Annotated in this window: 12 protein-coding genes and 1 pseudogene; 10 read left to right on the forward strand and 3 right to left on the reverse strand. The window is 66.6% G+C overall.

Translation table 11 applies throughout. The features are described 5' to 3' along the window. Window positions 1–17 precede the first annotated feature (17 nt). The 3 genes from F9278_RS27670 to F9278_RS27680 all read left to right on the forward strand — a co-directional run bounded on the left by F9278_RS27670 (window position 18) and on the right by F9278_RS27680 (window position 8,477). Window positions 18–1,538 (forward strand): ATP-binding cassette domain-containing protein, encoded by a 1,521-nt coding sequence (locus F9278_RS27670; protein ID WP_226966980.1) that lies wholly within the window; start codon window positions 18–20, stop codon window positions 1,536–1,538. A gap of 933 nt (window positions 1,539–2,471) precedes the next feature. Beyond that, window positions 2,472–7,817 (forward strand): RHS repeat-associated core domain-containing protein, encoded by a 5,346-nt coding sequence (locus tag F9278_RS27675; RefSeq protein WP_193241667.1) that lies wholly within the window; start codon window positions 2,472–2,474, stop codon window positions 7,815–7,817. Window positions 7,818–7,823: 6 nt separating this feature from the next. Further along, the gene (locus tag F9278_RS27680) at window positions 7,824–8,477 is read left to right on the forward strand and encodes a hypothetical protein (protein ID WP_152170725.1); all 654 of its coding nucleotides are present in this window, start codon (window positions 7,824–7,826) and stop codon (window positions 8,475–8,477) included. A gap of 169 nt (window positions 8,478–8,646) precedes the next feature. Here the strand turns inward: F9278_RS27680 and F9278_RS49055 are convergent. Further along, window positions 8,647–8,896 (reverse strand): annotated as a pseudogene (locus F9278_RS49055) (ATP-binding protein); the annotation flags it as partial. A 584-nt stretch (window positions 8,897–9,480) separates the two neighbouring features. On the opposite strand from F9278_RS49055, the gene F9278_RS27690 reads away from it, so the two are divergent. After that, window positions 9,481–10,128 (forward strand): ATP-binding protein, encoded by a 648-nt coding sequence (locus F9278_RS27690; protein WP_152170726.1) that lies wholly within the window; start codon window positions 9,481–9,483, stop codon window positions 10,126–10,128. Between the two features lie 45 nt (window positions 10,129–10,173). Here F9278_RS27690 and F9278_RS27695 read toward each other — a convergent pair whose 3' ends face one another. Further along, a complete protein-coding gene (locus tag F9278_RS27695) occupies window positions 10,174–10,614 on the reverse strand; it encodes a pyridoxamine 5'-phosphate oxidase family protein (protein ID WP_152170727.1) in 441 nt (146 codons plus the stop codon). 870 nt (window positions 10,615–11,484) lie between these two features. Here F9278_RS27695 and F9278_RS27700 point away from each other — a divergent pair. Genes F9278_RS27700 through F9278_RS27710 form a run of 3 tightly spaced genes read left to right on the forward strand, consistent with a single transcriptional unit; the run spans window position 11,485 to window position 14,186 of the window. Beyond that, window positions 11,485–11,847, forward strand: a complete 363-nt coding sequence (locus F9278_RS27700; protein WP_226966981.1) for a hypothetical protein — start codon at window positions 11,485–11,487, stop codon at window positions 11,845–11,847. Window positions 11,848–11,850: 3 nt separating this feature from the next. Further along, entirely contained in the window at window positions 11,851–12,966 is a 1,116-nt protein-coding gene (locus F9278_RS27705) for an MAB_1171c family putative transporter (RefSeq protein ID WP_152170728.1), read from the forward strand. 23 nt (window positions 12,967–12,989) lie between these two features. Then, window positions 12,990–14,186 carry an amidohydrolase family protein gene (locus tag F9278_RS27710; protein ID WP_152170729.1) on the forward strand — a complete coding sequence of 399 codons (1,197 nt, stop codon included), beginning with the start codon at window positions 12,990–12,992 and terminating at the stop codon, window positions 14,184–14,186. Window positions 14,187–14,228: 42 nt separating this feature from the next. Here F9278_RS27710 and F9278_RS27715 read toward each other — a convergent pair whose 3' ends face one another. Then, the gene (locus F9278_RS27715; RefSeq protein WP_152170730.1) at window positions 14,229–15,128 is read right to left on the reverse strand and encodes a helix-turn-helix domain-containing protein; all 900 of its coding nucleotides are present in this window, start codon (window positions 15,126–15,128) and stop codon (window positions 14,229–14,231) included. Window positions 15,129–15,791: 663 nt separating this feature from the next. Here F9278_RS27715 and F9278_RS27720 point away from each other — a divergent pair. Genes F9278_RS27720 through F9278_RS27730 form a run of 3 tightly spaced genes read left to right on the forward strand, consistent with a single transcriptional unit; the run spans window position 15,792 to window position 17,853 of the window. Then, window positions 15,792–16,121 carry a transcriptional regulator gene (locus F9278_RS27720; protein ID WP_152170731.1) on the forward strand — a complete coding sequence of 110 codons (330 nt, stop codon included), beginning with the start codon at window positions 15,792–15,794 and terminating at the stop codon, window positions 16,119–16,121. 2 nt (window positions 16,122–16,123) lie between these two features. Then, a complete protein-coding gene (locus F9278_RS27725) occupies window positions 16,124–17,152 on the forward strand; it encodes a hypothetical protein (RefSeq protein ID WP_152170732.1) in 1,029 nt (342 codons plus the stop codon). Then, entirely contained in the window at window positions 17,152–17,853 is a 702-nt protein-coding gene (locus tag F9278_RS27730; protein ID WP_152170733.1) for an ATP-binding protein, read from the forward strand. Before F9278_RS27725 ends, F9278_RS27730 begins: the two co-directional genes overlap by 1 nt. Window positions 17,854–17,895 lie beyond the last annotated feature (42 nt).

A 17,895-nucleotide genomic window follows, 5' to 3' on the forward strand; every position in this document is an offset into this window, starting at 1 on the left:
TGCTTGAGCCGGATGCGGTGACAAGCCGCACGTCCGGTTCTGAGGGGGGTGCGGCGCAGCAATGCGCCGCACCTACCCGACACGCGGCTGACCGAGGAGCGGAGGTCTCCCGGGATCTGCTGACCGAGGCCCAGTACATCCTGGCCTCCTCGGCCTCGCTGATCGCCTCGGCATTCGTCCTGACCACGGTGCACCCGGTACTCCTGCCGCTCCTCATCCTCGCGGCGCTGCCGAAGGGCCTGGCCGGCGTGCGCGCGGCCCGCCTCAACTACATCGCCTCGCTCGCGACGTCTAAGGACCGCCGGCTGCTGGGGATGCTCCGCTGGTACATGATCGACAAACAGATCGCAGACCAGGTCCGCTCCGGCACCATGGCCACGTTCCTGCTCGGCAAATACCGCGCGGCCGGCACCCGCATCGACAAGACCACCGACCAGGCCACCTGGCGTGCCGCCCGGATCTCCCTGGTCGGGGGAGCTGCGGGAGGTCTCGCCCATGCCGCGGTGTGGGTCGCCCTGGCACTGCTGGTTTCCGCCGGGCAGATCTCCGTTGCCGCCCTTGGCACCGCCTTCCTGGCCCTGGGCCGCGTCAGCGCCGGACTGGACGGCATCGTCGGCAACGGCGCCCGGCTCTTCCGCACTGGCATGTACCTCGATGACTGGGCCGACTTCATCGACGAGGCCGGCGGCCACCGCATCGCCCGAGGCTCCGAGAAACCAGCCGGGCCCACCGTCGTACGGGCCGAGAACATCACCTTCTCGTACCCCAGCGCCGACCGTCCCGCCCTCAGCGACGTCTGTCTGGAAGTACGCCGGGGCGAAGTCGTCGCCCTGGTCGGCGAGAACGGCTCCGGCAAGACCACCCTGTCCAAGCTCCTCTCCGCGCTCTATCTGCCCGACCACGGAGCGATCACCTGGGACGGCTCCGACACACGGCACATGGACGCGCACGCCGTCTGGGCCCAAACCGCCGTCGTACCCCAGTCCTACGCGAACTGGCCCCTGTCAGCACGGGAGAACATCAACCTCGGCCAACCCACCGAACACGGAGACGCCGCCGTAGCCGCCGCAGCACAGGCAGCCGGAGCCGACGAGGTTATCGACCAACTGCGCAACGGCCTGAACACCCTGCTCGCCAAAGAATGGTGGGGAGGCCAGGAACTGTCCGGCGGACAGTGGCAGCGCGTCGCCATCGCCCGCGCCTTCCACCGCCCCGCAGGCCTCCTCGTCCTGGACGAGCCGACCGCCGCCCTCGACCCGCGCGCCGAACACCGCATTTTCACCGGCCTGCGTCAACTCGCCGCCGACCGCGCCGTCGTCCTGGTCACCCACCGGCTCACCAACGTCGCGATCGCCGACCGCATCGTCGTCCTGAACAAGGGGCGCGTCATCCAGGACGGCACGTTCACCGAACTCCTCGCCGACAGCACCGGCTTGTTCCGCGAACTGTGGGACCTGCAGAACACCCGCACTGGCCCCATCCCCGCCCCCGCCACCTCCAGCGAGGCCGTCCCAGCAGACCAGCCCGCGTTGTTCTGAAAACCCGCACCACCAGCACGAAAGCCCGAAGATGAGCGAAGACGAGGCCGTACGGGAAAGGCTCCCCGGCCTACCCCATGCCCTGCCTGCAATCGCCGTGCGCTCTGCCGAAACGCAAGGGCTGTGGACATTGCCCGGCCGCCGCGTTCAGCCGGATGAACGTGCGATCGAAGCAGCACAGACAACGCTCCGCCAGACCACGGGACTCTGCGTCGACGAGACAGCCTGGGACCGCGACACGCACACCGTGATCAGCGTCTTCACCGTTCCCCTTACGGACGGCTTCAGCCACCCCTCCAACAGGGCAACACCCAGGCTCCATCTTGCTCGCCGTCGTGGGCGGCCCCGCCCGTGATCATCACAACGGCAGAGGGGCTCGTCTAAGGAAAGCTGCGAGCGGTCGAGTTCGGACACCAGGCCGGGTGGGGCTGGGACCGCCTCTCCCCGACCGCCGAGTTCTGCGACCACATCGCCACCGGCGCGGGAGTGACCGTACGCGGCCACCGCACAGCCCTGCTTTCACAGGCTGGGCAACTCACCTTCCGGCCCCTCCCCGACCTCAAGCTCCCCACCGTGCAAGCACTCATCCGCGTAGTGACTCCGCACCGAAGTAGCTCTGTCTTCCAGACAATGAGCCACGACTCTCAGCCATACACCTTCCTGGATCGGTCATGTTCATGACCTAGAACATTACTCTCCCCTTCTGTCACTTTGCGAACACAGCGAGTAGCCCTGGCGTCGAGGCGCGCAGGGAGGGGGAGGGCTGTGAAAATGGCGAGTTCCTTTTACGCGCGAGCAGTTGTGAGTGCCACAGCCGTTTGGGCCATGCTTATGTCTAGCGCGACGGTCGCTTTGCCAGCGGAGCAACCTCAATCAGCGTCGTCGCGTGCGGCCGAGGCGCACCCGCCGAAGACGGCGAAGGCTCAGAGACCAATGACGCTGAAGCAGCGTCAAAGACAGGTGCAGAACGGCCGGTTCAAGGCACCGATTGTAAAAGAAAAACCCAAGCAGAAGACTGAAGCAGAGGCCATAGCCGAAGCAGAGAGATCCGCTGCTCGGGCTCAGTCCCTCGCGGCGTCTGAGGGCGCGGCAAGAGGGATTAGCGCAGCAGAAGGCGAAGTTGAGAACCCCGCCGGGGGCCCGACCTACATCGCCGTGGTTGGCCCGGAGGGCTCTTACCGGTCACTGGTGGGTGCGAGTCCCGGTGGCACCGACCCACTCGTAGGGCAGGTCTTCGAGGGCGAGACCCTCCTCGCGAGCGCGGAGATCATCCACTCCGACTACGCCCACGACGGGGACAACAAGCTCATTGACGTCCTCCACCAGGTCAAGGTGACCTGGGAAGTCTCATGCGGCCCCAATACCGTCGAGTACGACTTGGGTCAGGTCGTAACGGCCCATTCCCATGCCTACTCGCTGGTTCACTCTCTCAGTGGCCCGGTCGTGACTCTTGAGACGCCAGTCGATCCCGAGCAGTGCGCCGACGTTGTCCCCAACCAAGGGAACTTCTCTGTCATGGCGCTCGCCACCGTTGTGGACGTCGCGACAGGCCGCACTGGCGCCGTTGTCACCGGCATGTCGGTAACACCGGGGATACCTGATGAACAGACCTACGGATGCGCGACAGAATGCGCGTCTCTGAGTACTGCCTTCCCACAGCCTCAAGCCCAGCGCGGCGCATCGGTGAACACGGCCACCGGCGCGTTCTCAGGCGTCTTCACGGACGCCCAGCAACCATCCGTCGGAGGCGGCCTCGACCTCACCCGCCGCTACTCCTCCGACAACACAGGCAATGGTTCCCTGGGCAAGGGATGGACCCTCCCCTGGGACGCCAAGCTGGTCAAGGATGCAGGCGGGAACGTCACCTACACCTCGGAGAGCGGGGCCAAGCACCCGTACACCAAGAAGTCCGACGGCACATACGCGTCTCCCGTGACCAGCAGATCGGCCTTGAAATCTTTGGCCGATGGCACCTACACCCTGGCCACCCCCGACAAGCGAAAGCTGACCTTTGACGCCGACGGGCGCCTCACGTCCGACAAGAACCGCTCCGGTCAGGGCGTGACCTACCGCTATACGGGCGGTCACCTCGACACCGTGACCGACGCTGCGGGCCGGGTGTCGACGGCCACCTATTCCGGCGGCGCGCTGACAAGCATGCAACTGGCCGACGGGCTGAGCGTTGACTACGGCTACACCGGAGGCCAGCTGACGAGCGTCACCGGAACCGACGGTAAGCAGGTCACGTACGGCTACGACGGCGGCGGTCGGCTCGAGTCGATCCAGGACGCAGCCAAGCACTACCCCGTTCGCAACACCTATGACGCACAAGGGCGCGTGATCACTCAGAAAGACGCCCTCGGGAAGGAAACGACCTACACCTACCGGAACGGGGAGACCGACACCACCGCCCCGGACGGCGGGGTGTGGACCGACGTCTACGCCCACAACTACCTTCTCGTCCAGTACGACCCCTTCGGTAACCGGACGTTCTACAACTACGACAACACGGCGAACGTCACCAGAGTCACCGATGCGCTGGGCAACGCCACCCGCTACAGCTATGGAGCCAACGGATTTGCCACATCCGAGACTTCGGCTGTCGGCGCAGTCTGGCGCTTTGCCTACACCAACGGAAACCTGACCAAAGTCACGGACGCCGAAGCGAACCCGACCACGTACACCTACCGGTCGGACGGCCTTCTCGACACTGCCAAGGACGCCGCCGGAAATATCACGACCTTCACCTATACCGCCACCGGACAGCTCGCCTCACAGACCGACCCGCTGAAGAACACCACCAGCTACGGCTACGACGCCGCCGGCAACGTCACATCTGTCAGGGCACCCAGCGGAGCCACCACCACCTATGCCTACGACGCGTCAGGCCAGGTGACCAGCACCACCGACCCGCGCGGCAACGCCGCCGACGCCGACCCGCAGAAGTTCACCACCACCTACACCTACGACGCGGCCGGACGCCTCGACACAACGACCGACGCCAGGGGCAACACGACCGACCGAGACTACGACGCGGCCGGGAATCTGACCCAGCTAAAGGACGCCGAGGGCGGTACGACCACCTACACCTACGACGCGGCCAACCGCCTCAAGGACACCATGCGCGGCACCATCCGTGTTGCCGCGCTGGACTACGACTCCACGGGCAGGGTCATCTCCAGCACGGATGCCACCGGCGCGCGGACGACCTACACGTACGACAAGGCCGGCCGGGTGGAGACCATGACCACGCCGCGCGGCAACGTCACCGGAGCCGATCCAGCCGACTACACCTGGAGGTACGGCTACGACAGGGCTGGCAACCAGCTGACCGTCACCGACCCCCTCGGCAACACCACCGCCACCGCCTACACGGCCGACTACCGCCCTGCCACCGTCACCGATCCGCTGGGCAACACCCAGAAGTACACGTACGACGACATGGGCAACATCCTGCGCAGCACGGACGCCCTGAGCCGGACGACCATCAACACCTACAACGACTACAACCAGCTCGCCACGGTCAGGGACCGCGCCGGCAACACCACCGCCTACACCTACGACGAGGCTGGCCGCCTCAAGACCGAGACCTCGCCACTGGGCAACAAGACCACCTACGCCTACAACGCCGACGGTCGGCTCACCGACACCGTGGAGCCCCGCGGCAACATCGCCGGGGCCGATCCAGCCCAGTACACCTGGCACACTTCCTACGACGCGGCGGGCAACATCACCGGCACCACCGATCCGCTCGGCAACGCGACCAGCCGCACCTACGACAGCGTCAACAACCTCATCCGCAGCGGCGACGGCCGTAAGAATGCCACCGAATACGAGTACGACAAGGCCAACCGCCTCACCAGGGTTCAGGCTCCAGACCAGGGCAGAACAGCTCTCTCCTACGACGAGCTGGGCAACCTCAAGACCCGCACCGACGCCAACCAACACGTCACCGCCTACGAGTACGACAAGACCGGCCGCCTCACCAAGATCACCGACCCCCTGAAGAGAGCCACCTCTTTCGGCTACGACGCCGATGGCAACCGGACCCTCATCACCAACGCCCGCGGGCAGAAGCAGACCAGCGCCTACAACGCCCGCAACCAGCTGACCTCGATCACCTACTCGGACGCCACCCCGTCCGTCAGCTACACCTACGACAATGCCGGACGGATCGCAACGGTCACCGACGGAACCGGTACCCGGAGCCTGACCTATGACGCCGAGAACCGGCCGTTGACCATCACATCGCCCGGTGCCACCAACCCGTTCAAGTACACCTACAACAACGACGGCACCATCAAGAGCCGCACCTACCCCGACGGCTACGCCATCAGCTACGCCTACGACACCGACGGCCGCATCAAGTCACAGACCACAGCAGGCAAGACCATCACCTACGGATGGGACGAGGCCGGCAACCTCCTCTCCACCCAACTGCCCACCACTACGGCCCTGGCCGAGACCCGAACCTACGACCGGGCTGGTCGTCTCGCCTCCATCTCCCAAGGAACCGGCGCCCGGCACCTCACCCGCGACGCCGACGGACGCGTCATCACAGATCAGTTCAAGGACTCCGCCACCACCGGGCTCGCCAGCCGCTACGCCTACGACGGCGTCGGCCGCCTGACCCGGACATGCACCGACACCTCAGCAGCCGACCCATGCCTCGACGGCCCCAACGGCACAACGTACAGCTACGACAAGGTCGGCAACCTCACCACCTCCAAGACCGGCACCACCGTCGTCACCAACGACTACGACGCTGCCGACCAACTGATCAAACGCGTAGCCGGCACGGCCACCACGAACTTCGGCTACGACACCGACGGCAACCTCACCAAGGACGCCGTCGGCACCTACACCTACGACTCCACCGGCCGCGTCAAGTCCGCCACCATCGGAGCCGACTCTTTCACCTTCGGCTATGACGCCGACGGCAACCGCACCACCGCCAACAAGAACGGCAAACTCGACCGCACCACACGCTGGGACGTCAACAACCCGCTGCCCCAGATAGCCACTGAAACCAACGCCACCGGCGGCCTCATTGCCGACTACAACTACAATCCCGCCGGCATCCCCCAGGCCGTCAACCAAACCACGGGCGTCTTCTACCTCCTGCACGACCGCCAGGAATCCGTGCGCGCTGTCCACGACTCCACCGGCAAAGAGACCTACACCTACACCTACACGCCCTGGGGCGAAACCACCGGCAAGGCCAGCACCACCAACGGACAAACCAGTGCCTTCGGCTACACCGGCCAATACAAGGACCCTTACCTCACCGGCCGCCTCGCCCTGAGGGCCCGCAGCTACGACCCCACGACTGCCCGCTTCAGTACCACCGACCCCGTACCCGCCGACGTCCGCAGCGCCAACCTTTCCCCGTACGCCTACGCCAACAACGACCCCGCCAACCTGGCCGACGCCTCGGGTCTCTGCCCGCTGTGCATCAGCGCAGGGATCGGCGCAGCCTTCGGGGCCGTACTCGAAGGTGGCATCTACACCTGGCAACACCGCAACGACGGCTTCACCTGGGGTGGCCTCGCCAAAGCAACCGGTAAGGGAGCCCTCACTGGTGCCGTCGCGGGAGCCCTCATGCCCGGCGCCGGCAACGCAGTCGCCCGCGGCCTGGGCTTCGCCGGCGGACGCGCCCTCGCCACCTCAACGGTCGTCAACGCAGGCGTAGGAGCGGCCTTCTCCTGGGGCGTCAACGAAGTCCACTGCCGCCCCACAGGTCCCTGGGACCTGATCGCCGGGGCAGCTGGCGGTGGCAGCAGCAGCCTTCTCGGACCAGCCTTCAGCTGGCTCAAGAACCGGCTCTTCATGCCACGCATCACGGTCTCCGCACACACCAACGGCGGACCGCGCACCTTCCCCAACCACTACGACGACCCCGCCGTCCTCGCCCGGGAATTGGCCGACGCATCCGCAGCCGGTGTCGCCCCCATCCCTGCAGGCACCCAAGCCTTCGACGAGGCCGTGACAAAGGGAGGCGAATACCTGTGGGCCGTCGGAGCCAACGGCCAGCTCCGCATCATCCCCAACGTGTCCGGCAAGATTAAACACGCAGTACTGTTTAACGGGGAGCCCGTACAGGGAGCAGGAAGCGTGCAGATCAGCAATGGGGCAGTCACGTTCATCGACGACCAGAGCGGCCACTACTACCCCTGGCTCGAGGACAACGTGGAATCATTCCTCAAGGTGGGTGTTGACGCCTTCCGGAATGCGGGAATACACGTGCCCGATGAAGCAATCAAACCATTCGGCTGGTGATCATTCATGAGTAATCCGATGGTCGCCTATCGCGTTCTCATCAGGGCCGAGTCAAACGAGCTCACGCAAGCTCTCAAGGAGAAGGCCCCGCCGAAGGCTCCCGGGCAGTGGATACTCGCACTCCTCGACATTTCCTGTACGGACTACTACCCCGTCAACCAGGAGCCCGGTATCGGTCTCGAGGCCCGCCTCCTGTTTGCCTCGAGGCTGCTGGAGTTCGTCGAGCAGGAACTGGATCTTCCCGATCCGATCGTCATCAGCCGCGCGTATATGAAGGTGGCACGTAAAGCGATCGAAGACGGCGCCCTCCAGGTTCCTCCCTCGCTGCACGCCGATGCCGTGGTAGCGAGCATGCTGCAGCGGTTCACCTTCACACGCCAGCAGGCCGTGGACGTGGCCGAGACGCGGCGCAGCCGATACTTGGATGCGCTCACCGCAGGCCTGGAGGAGGAAGAATTCCTTCGCGCCGTCTGTGTGGATGGGGCATCGGAACTCGTAGCAATAACCGCTCTGCTGCCAACTGCCCGCTGGTTCCAGGGAAAGATCACCGACAAGACCATCGCAGACGAGTTGAACGCATGGCTCGACACTTATGCCGAGCTCGAACTCGGAGACGCTGTGGCTGAACTACTGGACCGACGGAACAGAGAGCAGCAATAGCGCCGTCGAAGTCGGCTCCTCGGGCCGACGCACCTGACGTGCGTCGGCCCGAGGAGCCCGCTTTGCTCTGACGTTGTTGGTCATGGGACTGGTGTGAGTGAGGCGGTGGGCGCTCGCGCAGGTCGTGGTCGGTTGTCGAGTGCGATGATCGGCAGAGATTGCGCGGTTCGTTCGTGTTGGAGCTGTAGTCGAAATCCGACAGCCACTTCTGGGGGGAAAGCCGGCGGCTGGGATGCGCCGTTCCGAGCCGCTGGTCGCGGTCTTCGTGCTCCGCCATGAGCAGTTCGGCGAGAAAGCCCCGGTAGGACAGGTGCTCTCGTTTCGCGGGAGACCAGGTCGGGGAACTGAGCCCGCATCGTCGGCAGTCGCAGGATCCGGCAGGCCGTGTCGATCGTGGCGTCGGAGGCAGGTTCGGTCAGGTTGTGGTGCGGATCCGGTCATGGCGCGTCTTTCCTGGAGTTGTTCAGCAGTTGGGTTCCAGCGTTCGAGGGCGGCAGGGACGGTGGTCGGCAGGCAGGTGGCTAGGGCGGCGTTCAGCGGCCCCACCAAGGCGACTTGGGTTCTGGCAGGGGCAACCCTCGAACGCTCCCGTACGCCCCGCACGATGGAACCAACTCAAGCCGGAAACGGGCCAGCGCAGGGCGTTAAGGCCATATGGGGCCGTATACCGCCGTTTCTGTAGGATTTAGTGCGCATGATTGCGCGGAACCTGCAACGACACGGCAGGGGCTCAGAGAGTAAGGACTCCGCAAGTTCGCATGCCTACCCGACGACAACAGCCATGGCAGGGAGCGTATCTCCCGACTGCGCAGCGGAGCGTCGTTCTGGTACGTCGACTCCGTCCTTGATGGCGTGCGAGGTGTCGGCATTGAGTGCGACGTGCACCACACGCGCCATCGGTGTTCGGGGAGGCCAAGCTCCGGTCGGCTCAGCAGCCACGAGTGATTGAGACGGACACGAAATTGTTGGTGATGCTCGCCGGGGTGTCTGCCACTCTCCCCGTATGCTGCTGATACTGACCGGATCGAGCTGCTCCGGGAAGTCCACCCTCGCATTCGCTGTTGCCGACCGGATTGATCACATCGCCGTCCATGACACCGACGAGAGCGGAGTTCCGCGCAACCCACCCTCGCACTGGCGGAATCACAACACGGAGGAGTGGATTCGCCGCGCGCTTGACTACCAAGCTCACGGTATCGACCTCCTGTTGACAGGCCAGGCACCGCTCGGCGAGGTTCTGGCCGCCCCCTCGGCGTCTCTGCTGGACGGCATCGCACTCTGCCTCATCGACGTCGACGACGAGGACCGTGGCCGCCGGCTCCGCCAGCGCGACCCAGGCCGCTGGTCGGAGTCCGACGTAGACCGTTTCAACAACTGGGCGGCTTGGCACCGCGGTCACGCCGCCGACCCCCGGCATCGTCCGGACGTCATCACCGCCAGCAGCGCACCCATGATGGCGTGGCACCGCTGGACGTCCTGGACCGCCGAGGACCCCCGCTGGCAGATCCATCTCATCAACACCACTAACCGTGGCCCTGAGAAGTCCGCCGACGACCTGGAGCAGTGGGTCAACCGGCAGCGCCAAGCCGTCCGGGCAGGCCGTCATCCCTTGTGTCGCGGCTGGGCGGAGCAACGTCCGCCCCTGCGATGAGAACGACTGTACGCGCGCTGTCATCAACCTCCGTGGGCAGAACGCCTATTCAGCGACGTTCACGGCTCTTGGCTTGGGTGTGTCTACCTGCCCCATGGCTCGCTCGATCGTGATCTCGATGACCACCCGCTCGGGGTCCGGAGCCGGCGTCCGACCGTATCGGTTGCCATAGCGCGCTACGGCATCGTTCACGACTTCCGGGTGCGTGCGGACTTCGGCTGTGCCCTCCAGGGTGGCCCAGCGCCCTCCGTCGACTTGGCAGACGGCTACGCGGGCCGGACCGGGTTGCGCGGCAAGGATGTTGGCGACTTTCTTGCTGGATTTGCGGGTGATAACCCGAGCGATGCCGGCGTCGGCGTCAACGGTGACTCCGACGGGCACAACGTGAGGGCTGCCATCGGGGCGCACCGTGGTCAGCGTGCACAAGTGGTACTCCCGCCAGAACTCCACGTAGCCATCGCCTTGGTTGCGTATCTCGGTTGACATGGCTGGAAGCGTAATAGTGAGCGATGCCCGAACTGCCCCGAAGTGACCACGGCCACACTCGTCTTCGCGCGCGACGGCGGGAGTTGATTCGCCAGATTATTAAGCACATGTCCCAGTTGTCTGCGACCTAAAGGTCTCAGATTGATAACTTCGACATATGCCAGAGTGGGGCGATTGACGCGCGCGCGTCAGATTTTGAAGTGCCAGCTCAGGGACATGATCCACTGCCGGTGCGGCTAATTTGCCACGATTTGGCGCGCATCTAGCGACGGCTTGCGAGTGTCGAATTCAGGCCATTCGCCCCTTCAGGTTTCACGTAATGTCCATGGGGTTCCCGAAGGCTCCGTCGGGGTCGCTCGACCGCATTGCGGTTGCTGATTTGCTTACGTGATCATGGCGTATTGGGGAGGTGTGGGCGCATGTGTGTGCGGCTCACTTGCCGCTGTTCAGCGGTATCCACCGAGGCGTTGTCCTTCGCCGGTGATCGTTTTCGTCGCTGTGCCGTCCGGGAACTGAACGCTATTGGCTCGGGCGCGGCTGTCGCCCGGCTCCCGTGAGAGCCGTCAACGGTCCGTACGAAGGGGATTTCTCATGTGGTCGGGAAGACGTGCCGGCGGCGCGGCAGAATCCGAGGGGCCTGGGCAGGGCAAGGTGAGCCGCCGGTGGTTGGGACGGTGGCGTACCACTGAGAAACGGACGGCCGGGAGGGACCTGCACCGCTGGCTCCGGCGAGAACTTCAGGACCTCGGCATAAAGCCTCCGCTGGATGTGGAGGAGCTGTGCCGGGCGCTGGGCGACAGGCGCGGGCGCCCGATCGTCCTTCGACCGTTCCCTCTGGAGAAGCCCGGACCGTCAGGGCTGTGGGTCGATATGCCTCAGATGGACGTGATCCTCTACCAGCAGGAGACGACGCGCCTGCACCAAGAGCACATCATCCTGCACGAAGTGGGCCACATCCTCGTGTCCGAGGACGAGCAGGCCGACGAGGAGCAGGAGACTCCGGACGATTTCGTCGAGGGCTGGGCGACCCTGATTCCGGTGCTGGATCCCGATCTGGTCCGCCGGGTGGCCCGGCGCTGCTCGTACGACGACGGCGAGGAATGTGAGGTCGAGCTCGCGGCCACGATCATCCTGGAGTGGTCGTCGGTGCTCGACCGTGCCACCCCGCTGTCCGACGACCCTGCGCTTCGGCGGGTCCAGTCTGCCCTCGGTGACCGGCGAGGGTGGCTGTAACCCATGACCGAGCTACTCCTTGTGGGCATCGCGGCTGCCGTGATCTGGAAGCTGTACCAGTGGTCGCGCGCCCCCCATGACGCTCCTCTGCGTTCCGTCACGTTGTGTCTGCTGAGCGCCGCGCTCTCCTACCCCGTGGCCATGCCCGGCGGTGCCTCGGGCGTCGACACTGTGGCCGGGCACGGCACCGCGAAGCTGATTCAGAACGTGCTGCTCCTGCTGACGGTCTACTTCCTGATGTGCTTCTACCTGTACTCGGCGGACGGGCAGGCCGCCCGCCGCAGGGCCAGGCGGGAAGCCGCCGTCGTCGCGCTCGTAGCGGTATCGATCACCGTGGCCGCCGAATCCGTTCCGCACGAGGTCTTCGCCGGCTCATTCAGCACGGCGGACATGACGATTCCGCAGATCGCCTTCTTCTACGGCGGCGCCGGCCTGTACCTCATGTACGCCCTGGGCGCCGCCGGTCGGTGGACTCGCCGGTACGCCCGGATGTCACGGCGCCCGCACGCCACGGGCCTGTGGATGGCCGCGATCGGTCTCACCGCGATGGCCGTGGCCTGCGCCGTCCGCGCGGTCATCGTCGCCATCCGGTGGAGCGGCGGGACCGTACCGCAGCCGCTCATGACCGGTGTGGCGTTCCTGCTGGTGGTGTCCATCCTGCTCTTCGTCGTGGGCGTCACCTACCCCGGGGCCCGCGCCAGGATCACGTCCCTGATGCTCTGGCCCCGCCACCGACGTGATCATCGTCGACTCACCCCGCTGTGGCTGCTGCTCGCGGAGGCATACCCCGAGAACGTGCTGCGGCCCACTTCTCCGACACTCCGAGACCGGTGGCGGGCCCGCGGCGTGCACCGGCGCTATCACCGACGGATAGTGGAATGTCGAGACGGACTGGTCGACATCAGCCCTTACCTCGGCTACACGGCCGAGGACACCGAAGTCCTCGACCTCGCCCCTGCCGAACTGGCCGAGCGCCTCCGCCGGGCAGTAACCACGATCGGAAAGGGTGCCCTCTCGCCACGTCAGGCGGTCCCGCTGGCCATTCCCCAGGAAGACGACCGGGAAGCCGATGTCCGCCAGCTGATCGCGGTGTCGGACGCACTGCGGCTGTCCGCGTAAACACCGAAGACCAAGGAGACGAAATGCTGATCACCGCTGGCCGAGTCCTGGTCGGCTCCGGGACATACCTGGACGACGGCGCGGTCCTTATCGAGGGCGACTCGATCACCGCGGTGGGGCCACGCGCGCAGATCGCGGAGCGGGCCGGTTCGGACGTGATGCACCTGGCGTTCCCCGAGGGCACGGTCGTGCCTGGCCTCATCGACGCCCACGTCCATCTTGCTTTCGACGGTGGCGCGGACCCCGTGGCCACGCTCCACGAATCAAGCGACGAGACCCTCCTTCAGGACATGCGCCGCCGTGCAGAGCAACTCCTCCACAGTGGCGTGACGACCGTGCGCGACCTGGGCGACCGCAGTGGCCTCGCCCTCCGCCTGGACGCGGAGATCGCCGACGGCAGCGCGGCAGGCCCTCGGATCGTGTCCGCGGGCACCCCCGCGACCCCGCCCGGAGGCCACTGCCACTTCCTCGGCGGTGAAGTCTCCGGCGTGGAGGAGGTCCGCGACCTCGTGCGGCGCAACATCACGGCCGGTGCCACCGTGATCAAGGCGATGGTGACCGGAGGCGGTCTGACCAAGGATGGGCCCAAGAGCTGGCAGAGCCAGTTCACCCCGGAGGAACTCACTTCCCTGGTAGACGAAGCCCACCAGGCCGGCGTACCAGTGGCCGCCCACGCCCACGGTACGGAGGGCATCACCGCGGCCGTGGAAGCGGGCGTGGACACGATCGAGCACTGCACGTGGATGACCAGCGACGGCTTCGACCTCCGGCAGGACGTCCTGAAGCGGATCATCGACCAGGGCGTCGCCGTCTGCCCGGCCGTCAGCCCCCACTGGCAGATGCTCCCCCGGTTCTTCGGCGAGGAACGGGCCGCGGTCATGTTCGATCTCGTGCGACAGATGGCCGAGGCCGGCGCCAAGCTCATCGCCGGAACCGACGCCGGGGTCCAGCGGGCGGGGTTCGACGGCCTGGTGCCCGCCCTGTCGTTCTACGCGCACCTGGGCCTGCCGAACAGCAAGATCCTCGATATGGCGACCACCGACGCGGCCGGCGCGCTGGGGCTGGGCGAAACGACGGGGCGAATCGCTCCCGAGTTCCGGGCGGACCTGCTGGTGATCGACGGAGACCCCCTTGAGGACCTCACCGCGTTGAAGGCGGTCCGGACGGTGGTGGCCGCAGGCCGGCGGCACGAGCCGCGCGAGACGACCGCACAGCAGTAGAGGCCAGCATGTCCGGGGCTGTTCAGAGTCCCGGACAGAGCGCTACTCGTTCGCCTCCGGTTCTCTCTGCTCCATCTCCGTGACCAGGTCGTTGACGAACTCCATGACGTTCGCCGGCAAACCCTGAGAGCCCATCCCCCGACCCCTGACCCGGCCCACGGCCCCGCTCCTTGACGCTGACAGGAGCCGGAGGCCCTCGTAGACCTGACGGGCCACGGCATCGTCCGGCTGGAAGTACATCGGGGACACACCGAAGAAGGCGGCCAGGCCCTCAAGAACGACGGGCGAAGCCGTTTCCGCGACACCGGTCCGGAGATCCCGGACACCCTCCCAGGTGATGACCTTCGCCCCGGCATGAGCATTGACGGCGTCGGCGATCTCCACGTCAGTCGGCGGCCCTTGCTGCCCGGGGTACGAGCGCTCCAGGATCAGAGTGATCTTCTCGCCCAGCGTGCCGGGCGGCCCAGAGGAGGCCGGGACGATCCCCGCATCCTCGGCGGATTGGCCTCCTTGTGTCTCCTGGGCCTTGGCGATCGAACGGTCCTCGGCCCGCCGCAGCTCTTCCTCACTCACCCGGTACGCCGCCGCCAGGTCCGGGACGTACTTGTCCTTGAGCCGCCGCTCCCCGCGCTCGGCTCCCGCCACTGGTCCGGCGCTCTTGGTTCCGATCAGCGCTGCCGTCTCGTACTGGTAGTAGCCGGCATCGCACCGCAGGTCCGTCAGATCGGGCAGCCCGGTACGCGGGAACAGGTCGTCCAGCCCTCGCTTGAGGGCGCGGGCCAGCGCGGGCAGTTTCTCCGCGTCAGGGACCGTGTCTCCCGATTCCCAGCCGGCGATCGTCGAGTCGGCCACGCCGACGGCCGCGGCCACCTCGGCCTGCGAGATCTCGGCAGCTCGCCGCACCGTGCGCACACGGTGTCGGTCGAAGTGACGAGCAGACATCTCACCCTCATTTTTCGTCAAACCGAAGGAATATCGGCGCGTTGACTTTTTCGTTGAGTCGGAATAGCTTCAGCCTAGCGAAAGGCGGGGAGCTTCGCACGCTTACTCGATCTTCGCCTTCGGCCTCTCTGTGATGCCTCCGGGATCGGAGAGAGGCCGCGGGGGAGCCTGCGCTGTCTCAGGTGCGGAGCGATCCCGAAGCAATCGGCGCCCGAGGATTCGCACCCCTCGGGCGCCGGACAGCGCATCGCCCGCTTCGACGGCGGGTGCAGAGATCATCTGAACGGCTCCTCGGTGCCCTTGGCGCGGCGCTGGCGAAGCAGTCACCCGAGAGGAATGTCGCATGTCTCCGGCTGCGGACAAGGGTCCGGCCACAGCCTCACCGAGATAGGTCTGGATCTTGGCGCGACCTGTGCATATGTTCGTCGTCGCTCGCCGGGCAGCCCGCCTGGGGAGGGACGGCAAGAAGGAGGCACGTATACGAGACGGGCAGACCGACCGGGCCGGGTAAGCCCGGAAAACTGCACCGGCGCCCAGGAGCGGGAACTCCCAGGCGCCGAGGCCGGCCCCCCAAGAGGGGCCCGGATTCACTACCAAACGACTCGGCTGGACCTTTTCCACGAGAGACAGCCGGGTCGCTCACTACCAGCGAAGGATACTCGCATGCCCGAGCACCGGAGCGGAAGCCGGAGCGTCACGGAGCCTGACGACCGGCACCGTCGCCTGGCCGACCTACTGGCCGACATGATCCCCGGAGCCGCCACCTTCCGGGTGACGCTGCACGACCCGACCCAGGCGTGGCCGCACCCCCACGCCCGCGCCTACAACACGGCGGGGAAGCCGATCACCCTGAATCGCACCCAGGCGATCACCGCCGCCCGCTGGATCATCCGGATGTACCCGGAAGCCACCTGGGGCGATGTGTACGACTTCGACCTCACCACCGCCCGCCTCCGCCGCGCCGTCGTGGTCACGGCAGGACGGAGTCGCTGAGCATGGCGCGGATCCGCACCATCAAGCCGGAGGCGTTCTTCTCCGAGTCGCTCGCCGAGGTGAGCGTGAACGCCGAGCGGACCTTCTTCGGCCTGCTTACCCAGGCCGACGACCAGGGTCGCTTCCGCGACAACCCGGCAATCATCAACGGTCTGCTGTGGCCGCTGCGCGCCGAGCACACCGCCGTCCACGCCGAGGACGACCTCCAGCAGCTCGCCGACGCCGGGCTGATCTGCCGGTACACCGGATGCGACGGTCGCCGGTACCTGCACGCGGTCACGTGGAGCGAGCACCAGAAGATCGACAAGGCGTCGCAGTCCCGGCTGCCCTCTTGCCCGGTTCATCATGCCGCCGATCGGTGCGGGGCCTGCAAGGCCGTCTGCACCGGTGGCTCGGCCAAGCCCGGCGAGGTCTCGCCGAGTCCCGAAGCCTCGCCGAATACTCCCCGAACCCTCGATGGGCCCGCCCCCGCCTCCGCGCCGTCCGCTCCAGCGCGGCCTGACCACGGTGTCAAGTACGGCAACGGCCAGCGGGGCACCCCGGACGAAGCCAGCGCCACCACTGCTCACGGAAATGGTGAAACGGCAGGTCAGACGGCATTCTCTGAGGCTTCCCCGAACCTTCCCCGAACCCTCCGGGAGCCTTCGGCGCCTGGATCTAGGATCTTGGATCCTGGATCTTCTAACCCTTCGGGGCGCACAGCGCCCGCACCATCACCATCGGCGCGAGCCCTGATCGGCGAGTACGCCGCCGCCTGTGCCGAACGTCCGCCGAACGACGTGCTCGGACACCTCGGGCGGAAGGTCCGCGAACTGCTCGACGAGGGCATCGACCCGCAGCACGTCCGGGCGGGGCTGGAGCGCTTCCGGGCCAAGCCGATGCACCCCTCGACGCTGCCGAGCCTGGTGAACGAGGCGATGAACGCCGGAGGCGGTCGTTTGGTGCGGCCGGAAAACCGGCCTACCGTGCCCGGTCACACGGCGTGGACCAACCCGGTCGACGCTGCCGCCGCCTACGCCGAGGAGCTGTGATGCGCGACCACAACCGCGAACCTCAGCGGCTCGGCGGCGAGGGCACCATGGCCCGCATCGCCCGGATCCTGGCGGCCCGGGGCGTCGACCCCGCCACCGCCGTGGTGCACGACACCCCCGAGCCGATCGCCGCGCTGGAGGCGGCCGAGGCTCGGATCCCGCTGCGCTACCGCAGCGCGATCGGCGACCACCCGCAGATCGAGGCGTGGGTCCGCAACGTCGCCTCGGAGGCCGTCGCTCCCAGCAAGGGCGCCCGCCGACAAGTGCGCACCGGCCCGTCGCTCCTGCTCGTCGGCACCACCGGCACCGGCAAGACGCACCTGGCGTACGGCGCCATCCGCAGCCTCGTGGGTGCCGAGATCGGCGTGCGCTGGCACGCCACCACCGCCGCCGACATGTACGCGAGCCTGCGCCCCCGGGCAGGTGTCGACACGGAGCGGGAGCTGCTCGCGCTGTTCCGCTGCCCGCTGCTGCTCCTGGACGACCTCGGCGCGTCCAAGACCTCGGAGTGGACCGAGGAGATCACGTATCGGCTGGTCAACCACCGCTACAACCAGATGCTGCCGACGCTGATCACCACCAACCTCGCCATCCGTGACCTGCGCCAGGCCGTCGGCGACCGGGTCGCCTCCCGGCTGGCGGAGATGACCGAGCGCATCGTGCTGACCGGCACCGACCGCAGACGAGGCCCCGCCACCTGACCGCCACGAGGCCATCCCACCGGCTCCTCGCTCCCCATCACT

It is taken from the genome of Streptomyces phaeolivaceus (assembly GCF_009184865.1).
GTDB classification, from domain to species: Bacteria; Actinomycetota; Actinomycetes; order Streptomycetales; family Streptomycetaceae; genus Streptomyces; species Streptomyces phaeolivaceus.

Bases quoted from the DNA above. Each gene is read 5' to 3' on its own strand.
- F9278_RS27675 (WP_193241667.1), top strand. From the start codon at position 2,472: ATGACGCTGAAGCAGCGTCAAAGACAGGTGCAGAACGGCCGGTTCAAG.
- F9278_RS27680 (WP_152170725.1), top strand. From the start codon at position 7,824: ATGAGTAATCCGATGGTCGCCTATCGCGTTCTCATCAGGGCCGAGTCA.
- F9278_RS27690 (WP_152170726.1), top strand. From the start codon at position 9,481: ATGCTGCTGATACTGACCGGATCGAGCTGCTCCGGGAAGTCCACCCTC.
- F9278_RS27695 (WP_152170727.1), bottom strand. From the start codon at position 10,614: ATGTCAACCGAGATACGCAACCAAGGCGATGGCTACGTGGAGTTCTGG.
- F9278_RS27700 (WP_226966981.1), top strand. From the start codon at position 11,485: ATGCCTCAGATGGACGTGATCCTCTACCAGCAGGAGACGACGCGCCTG.
- F9278_RS27705 (WP_152170728.1), top strand. From the start codon at position 11,851: ATGACCGAGCTACTCCTTGTGGGCATCGCGGCTGCCGTGATCTGGAAG.
- F9278_RS27710 (WP_152170729.1), top strand. From the start codon at position 12,990: ATGCTGATCACCGCTGGCCGAGTCCTGGTCGGCTCCGGGACATACCTG.
- F9278_RS27715 (WP_152170730.1), bottom strand. From the start codon at position 15,128: ATGTCTGCTCGTCACTTCGACCGACACCGTGTGCGCACGGTGCGGCGA.
- F9278_RS27720 (WP_152170731.1), top strand. From the start codon at position 15,792: ATGCCCGAGCACCGGAGCGGAAGCCGGAGCGTCACGGAGCCTGACGAC.
- F9278_RS27725 (WP_152170732.1), top strand. From the start codon at position 16,124: ATGGCGCGGATCCGCACCATCAAGCCGGAGGCGTTCTTCTCCGAGTCG.
- F9278_RS27730 (WP_152170733.1), top strand. From the start codon at position 17,152: ATGCGCGACCACAACCGCGAACCTCAGCGGCTCGGCGGCGAGGGCACC.